Annotated in this window: 7 protein-coding genes; 2 read left to right on the forward strand and 5 right to left on the reverse strand. The window is 69.6% G+C overall.

The features are described 5' to 3' along the window. From ND748_RS24195 to ND748_RS24205, 3 genes are all read right to left on the reverse strand, one after another. Positions 1-237, reverse strand: a 237-nt coding sequence (locus tag ND748_RS24195; protein ID WP_285902625.1) for a CoA transferase, incomplete at its 3' end; no start/stop codon positions are given. Positions 238-277: 40 nt separating this feature from the next. Next, positions 278-742 (reverse strand): hypothetical protein, encoded by a 465-nt coding sequence (locus tag ND748_RS24200; RefSeq protein WP_251748265.1) that lies wholly within the window; start codon positions 740-742, stop codon positions 278-280. Positions 743-848: 106 nt separating this feature from the next. After that, a complete protein-coding gene (locus ND748_RS24205) occupies positions 849-1,418 on the reverse strand; it encodes a MarR family winged helix-turn-helix transcriptional regulator (protein WP_251748266.1) in 570 nt (189 codons plus the stop codon). 424 nt (positions 1,419-1,842) lie between these two features. Here ND748_RS24205 and ND748_RS34730 point away from each other — a divergent pair, with 424 nt between their 5' ends. Both ND748_RS34730 and ND748_RS24215 read left to right on the forward strand, forming a co-directional pair. Further along, positions 1,843-2,829 (forward strand): ABC transporter substrate-binding protein, encoded by a 987-nt coding sequence (locus ND748_RS34730; protein ID WP_251748267.1) that lies wholly within the window; start codon positions 1,843-1,845, stop codon positions 2,827-2,829. After that, positions 2,723-3,544: a hypothetical protein gene (locus tag ND748_RS24215; protein ID WP_251748270.1), complete on the forward strand. Its 822-nt coding sequence runs from the start codon at positions 2,723-2,725 to the stop codon at positions 3,542-3,544. The genes ND748_RS34730 and ND748_RS24215 overlap by 107 nt, the downstream gene beginning before the upstream one ends. Before the next feature lie 156 nt (positions 3,545-3,700). Here the strand turns inward: ND748_RS24215 and ND748_RS24220 are convergent, their stop codons facing one another. Both ND748_RS24220 and ND748_RS24225 read right to left on the reverse strand, forming a co-directional pair. Beyond that, positions 3,701-4,558: a class II glutamine amidotransferase gene (locus ND748_RS24220; RefSeq protein WP_251748268.1), complete on the reverse strand. Its 858-nt coding sequence runs from the start codon at positions 4,556-4,558 to the stop codon at positions 3,701-3,703. 94 nt (positions 4,559-4,652) lie between these two features. Then, positions 4,653-5,457 (reverse strand): GGDEF domain-containing protein (locus ND748_RS24225; RefSeq protein WP_251748269.1); only part of this gene is annotated, 805 nt, incomplete at its 5' end.

Raw genomic sequence — 5,457 nt, forward strand, 5'->3', positions numbered from 1 at the left:
GCCGTGGACGGCCAAGTCGACCCGCCGGCGCAGCGCGCTGCCGCCGGGCGGCTCGACCAGCACGACGTCGGCCCCGGCGTCGGCGAGGAACAGCGTCGCCAGCGCCCCGGGCAGGCTGCCCGACAGATCGACGACCCGCAGCCCCGCCAAGGGGCCCTGGCCGCCCGTCCCGGCCTGTCCGCCGTCAGAGGTGGTCTCTGTCACGCCGTTCTCCCTCGTCCACGATGAACCCGGCATCCGTGACGGGCATCATAGTGCACTAGGTCATCGAAGAGAACTATCTCGATGTGCGGGTGTGGCCCCGTACCGGCCAGGCCGAGATCCTCCAGCGGTCGCGCAGATCGCGGCCCGCCGGCTTGCCGGCCTTGCGTCGGTTGTCGTTCACCGCTGCCAGCCGGTTCTCGCCGTACTGCTGGGTGAGCCAGACCTGCAGTGGTTCCGCCAGGCGGCCCGCGGTGGCCTCGGCGACCCGCGTGACCTGCTCGTGCAGCGCGGGCGTGAAGCCTGCCGACGGCAGGACCGCCCCGGTTTCGGGCCCTCGTCCGTCGCCGGCCTCATGGGTGTGTGAGGCCTGCCGTGGGTTCTGAACCTGCGGCGTGCGGTCCTGCGCAGGGCGCTTGGCCTGCGCGGCGGGCGAGGCGGGACGAGAAGGCAGGAGTTCCGGCAGGACGAACGTTCGGATCCGACGAAACGGCCGGGTCATCACCCGACGATGCGCCAGCAGGCCCGCGACTCCGCCCACCTGGACCGCAGATCGCAAGCGGCGCGTCGCCGCGCAGCAGCAGCGCCTAAATCTCTACCCGCGAGCGCTACGACGTCTTCGAGACGCCTACCCGCGGCAGAGTCTGTTATTTCTTGCCTTCCCGCAATGCACCAGGCCCCTCGTGGGTCCCGGTGGGCTCGGTGAAGTTCTGCGTGCGACGGGCGGCCAGCTTGACGGCGATCTCCTCCAGGATCTCGTCGAGCAGGGCGAGTTTCTCATCGCCGATCATCGAGGCGAGATCCTGTTTGATCTCCTCGCCGATCTCCATGGCGTCGATGAGAAGCTGGATGCCCTTCTCTCCGTAGCGCAGAATTTTGGCCCGTCCATCGGTCGGGTCAGGCACGCGCTCGACATAGCCGAGATCTTCGAGCTCATCCACAAGTTGGCCGATCGCGTTCTTCGATACGTCCTGTGCACGGGCGATCTCGGCCATCCGGCTTCCCGACGGGTCCATGTGGGTGAAGATGTTGCTGTGCGCCGGTCGTAGTGCTGGGTGGCCGCGCACCTTCGCGCGTTCAGAGCCGGTCTGCACAATCCACTGGCCGAAGTCGATGGCGTGACGCTGGAGCGAGCGTTCCCAGAACCGCCGGATCCGACTGTCGGCCGGCTCGACGCTGTCGTCGTGCGGCGCCTCATCCATGGGATCGGAATCCATGGGATCGGACTCGCACCATGAAGCAAGCGTACCCAGCGCTGGTCCTGGCTCCACGGCTGTCACCGTGCGTCCACCGTCGTGCGCCGCGAGTCAGCCCGCCGCCTGCGCCCCGAGTGCCACCCTGAGCACGGGCCGTCGATCAGGCTCCAGAAATGCCCCCCGATCGTGTGATTGACATCATAACCAAACTAGTGAAGCATGCTTCACTACATGGCGGGCGGTGCGGGGGAGGGCCTCTGGCCGACCTGCCGTCGCAGGCATCCCCACTGCGACCGCAGACGGCCAGAACCGGGTCGTCAACCGGTTGCGATGTCGGCCTCCTGCCGTAGCTGAGGCGGTCACTCGCTGGCGACCGCCGGAACCCGCACATCCATCGACGCGGCCGTCACCCGAGGGAAAGCGGCGACCCGAGAACGGAGCTGCCATGCCAGCCATCGGCCGGCCCCAGAAGCGCCGAAATATTTCCGGAATCCATCCGGGTACCGCATTAGCCGGTGCGGCCCTGCTCCTCTGCGGCCTGTCGGCCTGCGGCAGCGGTGGCGACGGTGGGACCGCTCCTCCTGCCGCCAGCAGTGCCCCGACCGCCACTCTGCCGCCAGGCACGAAGGCGGTCGGCGAGCCGGTCCGGGTCGGCTATATCGCCGACGAAGGCGGAAGCACCGTCTCGCAGCCCGATGTGCGGGCCGGTGCCGAAGCGGCTGTGAGATACGCGAACGACCATCTCGGCGGTATCGCCGGTCGCCCGATCGACCTGGTTGTGTGCAAAGAACAGGAAGATCCGGCGTCGGCCCGTGCCTGCGCCAACACGATGGTGGAGGACAAGGTTGCCGCCGTCGTTGTCGGTATCACCGCGCAGGGCGACGCGATGGCGCCGTCGATTACCGCCGCCGGGATTCCCTACGTGTCGGTATCGGGCGCCTCGGCAGCCGAACTGACCGGGAGTCCCGCCTTCATGTGGTCAGGCGGGTTCCCCGCCACTCTCGCCGCGATGGCGGACTATGCGCGCCAGAACAAGATATCCAGCGTGGCACTCGCCCTGACCGCCGTGGGCGCGCTGCCCGCCACCGTCCAGGCGATTGGTCAACCCCGTCCTCGACCCGGGCAAGCTCGTGACCGCCTCCTGATCCTCAGATCCATACCCATCCGAATCTTGCTGGGAAACGGTGCGGATCCCTGGTTCCCCGGTGTGCTCCGCGGAAAGGAAGACCTTGATGCTGCTGGCCGATCCCGCCGTCCCCGCCGGAATAGAACATCCCCCCGCCGTCTGGGCCTACGACTGGCTGGTCCCCGTACTCGGCAGCGCCATCATCATCGCCGCGGCCGTCGGCTGCTGGCGGCGACGCCGTCTCACCTGGGCTTTTCTGTTCCTCCTCTCCTCCCTCCTCACCTGCTGGATGGAGACCATGGGTGACTGGGGCCAGCACCTCGTCTACAGCCCCTCCTTCGCCCACTACTCCTGGGACTGGCTTCCCTATCACACAGTGACCGAACCATACTTCATGCCTTTCGCCTACGCGATCTACTGGACCATCCACGCCTGGGCGATCCTCACGCTGGCCCAATGGCTGGTGAACAGACGTGGCTGGAGCCTGCTCACAGCGGTCATCGTCTGGTCGGTACCCGTCACCTTCCTCTGGGACATCTCAGCGGAGACCCTCTCGGCGTACTTCGGATGGTGGACCTACAATCCAGGGTTCGGCCCCGTCATCGCCTTCGAGCGCGGTCGCCAACCGCTGCTCTGGCCCGTCACTCTCATGCTTTTCTGGCCCAACGTTGTTGCCTACCTCGCCGGGAAACCCGTCAATCGGGGCCTCAACCGTATCGAACTCATGTTCCGACTCGACCGGTGGACCCGGCCCCGGACACCGCAATCAGCGCCGGTAGCCGTCATCGTCACAACCAAGCCCGGCGGAACAGCAATGCTCGAAACACCGATCCAGGCCCCGATCACCACAACCGACGACGGACTGAACTACGACGTCGTCGGCATATCACGCTGGAAATTTGAACTGGCCCGCTTCGGAGCCTGGACCGCCGTCTTCCAACTCTCCTTCTTCATCCTTCTCGTCGTGCCACTGGTATTTCTCCGCCTCGTCACCGGTCACAACAGCATCTACGTGCCCTGACGTTCGGAGCGTTACTCAGGCGCCACAACCTGGCGACTTGAACGGGACTCCCGCTGGCCCGTGGGGTGCATCCGGCGGCGACGTGAGGGCTCGGGCCCGTGGGCGTGCGGCGTGCCTGGCTGGGCGGGCGGCTTCCGTCCCCGGACGGGCGGCGGGTCAGCGGGGCTGCTGCGAGGTCGCCGCCTCGGGGCGCAGGTCGGCGAGGGTGAGCGGGTGCGCCGGGGGATCGGGCAGGACGGTCACGGAGTGCACCTGCCCGCCGGCGCCGACGTGGACGAGTTCGCCCGAGCGCAGCGGGCGCCAGTTGGGATGATCGTCCATGGGTTCGCTGGCGACGACGACGGCGGGCGCGCTCGCCAGCTCCGCCGCGTGGATCCGGGTCGCTCCCGTGGCGTCGCTGTGGTGCAGCGGCCGTCCGTCAGCGGACCGCCGCAGCAGGTACAGGCGGTTGGTGTCCGGATACCGCAACGCCCACAGGTCCCTGGGGGTGATCAGTACCAGGTTGATGCTGTAGACCGGCAGGGTGGCGGCCACCCAGCGGACCGCGGCGGTGATCCCGCCCCCGATGTCACCGCCGGCGACCTGGATCTCCCGGGTGATCAGAGCGAAGAGGCGTTCGGAGTCGGTGTCGCCGGCCACCACCGCCATCGCGGCGCCGAGGTGCTCCTGCAGGACGTCGAGGCCCTCGATCACCCCGTTGTGGGCAAACAGCCGGCCGTCCTGGCGGAACGGGTGGGTGTTGCGCGGCGCGAGCCCGCCGGTGGAGGCGTGCCGGACGTGGGCGACGAACGTCGTCGACTGCGCCTGGCGCGCCCGCGCGGCGAACTGGCGGTCCTCCCAGGCGGCGATCGGCTGGCGGAACAGCTCCGCCCGACCGTCGGCGTCGAAGTACCCCAGGCCCGTGCCGTCGGGGTTGCGGTGACTCTGCTCGTCGAGGCTGTCCGGGGCGTCGAGCAGCCAGAACGTCGCCCGGGTCCGTCGCGGGGCCCCGGTCAGCCCGAAAAGTCGGCACATGCGCGCACGCCCTTCCTCGATCCGTCCTTGCGCCGTCCTTGCGCTGTCGTCGCGTCGCAGCGCCGTCGCGTCTCAGCGTCGTCGCGTTGTCGTCCTACCCGGCCGGCGCGGGGGTCGGACCCGCGCTCAGGCGCATCCAGTCCTGGTGGACGACGCAGCGCCCGGCGCCGGCGCGCTTGGCGGCGTACATCGCGATGTCCGAGGCGTTGAGCAGGCGGTCGGGGTCGGTGAGGCCGGGCCCGGAGACGGCCACGCCGGCGCTGGCGGTGATGGTCACCGTGGTGCCGTCGATCGTCGCCGGTTCGGCCAGGGCGGCCAGGACCCGCGCGGCGACCCGCTCGACGGCCTCGACCGACTCGATCCGGATGCAGAGCACGGCGAACTCGTCGCCGGCGAGGCGGGCGACCACGTCGCACGGTCCCGCCGCGGCCCGTAGCCGGCCGGCGACCGTGCGCAGTAGTGCGTCGCCGGCCAGATGCCCGTAGGTGTCGTTGACCGCCTTGAAGCTGTCCAGGTCGACGAACACGATGCCGGTGCGCCCCGCGCCCGCCCGACCCTCGCCGTCCCCCGCCCGGCGGTCGGCCGCCAGGCTGCTGCGCAGCCGCTCCAGCAGCGAGGCCCGGTTGGGCAGGCCGGTGAGCATGTCGTGCTGCGAGCGGTAGCGGATCTCCCGCTCGGCGGCGAACCGGGCCGCCGCCGCACCGAGCACGCCGGCCACCGCCGCCACGAAGCTGCGTTCGGAGTCGGTGAAGGCCCCGACCCCCGCCGGCAGCACGGTCCCGGGGGAGGTGTGTGGGGGCCCGGCGGCGCCCGGGGGTCGCTGGACGGCGACGACCGCCGACGGTTCGCCGCGCAGTCCTATCGGCTCGGCGAGGGCGAACCAGCCGTCCTGGTGTGGG

This window comes from Frankia sp. AiPs1 (assembly GCF_023716945.1).
In the GTDB taxonomy this organism is placed as follows: Bacteria; Actinomycetota; Actinomycetes; order Frankiales; family Frankiaceae; genus Frankia.

Bases quoted from the DNA above. Each gene is read 5' to 3' on its own strand.
- ND748_RS34730 (WP_251748267.1), top strand. From the start codon at position 1,843: ATGCCAGCCATCGGCCGGCCCCAGAAGCGCCGAAATATTTCCGGAATC.
- ND748_RS24220 (WP_251748268.1), bottom strand. From the start codon at position 4,558: ATGTGCCGACTTTTCGGGCTGACCGGGGCCCCGCGACGGACCCGGGCG.
- ND748_RS24205 (WP_251748266.1), bottom strand. From the start codon at position 1,418: ATGGATTCCGATCCCATGGATGAGGCGCCGCACGACGACAGCGTCGAG.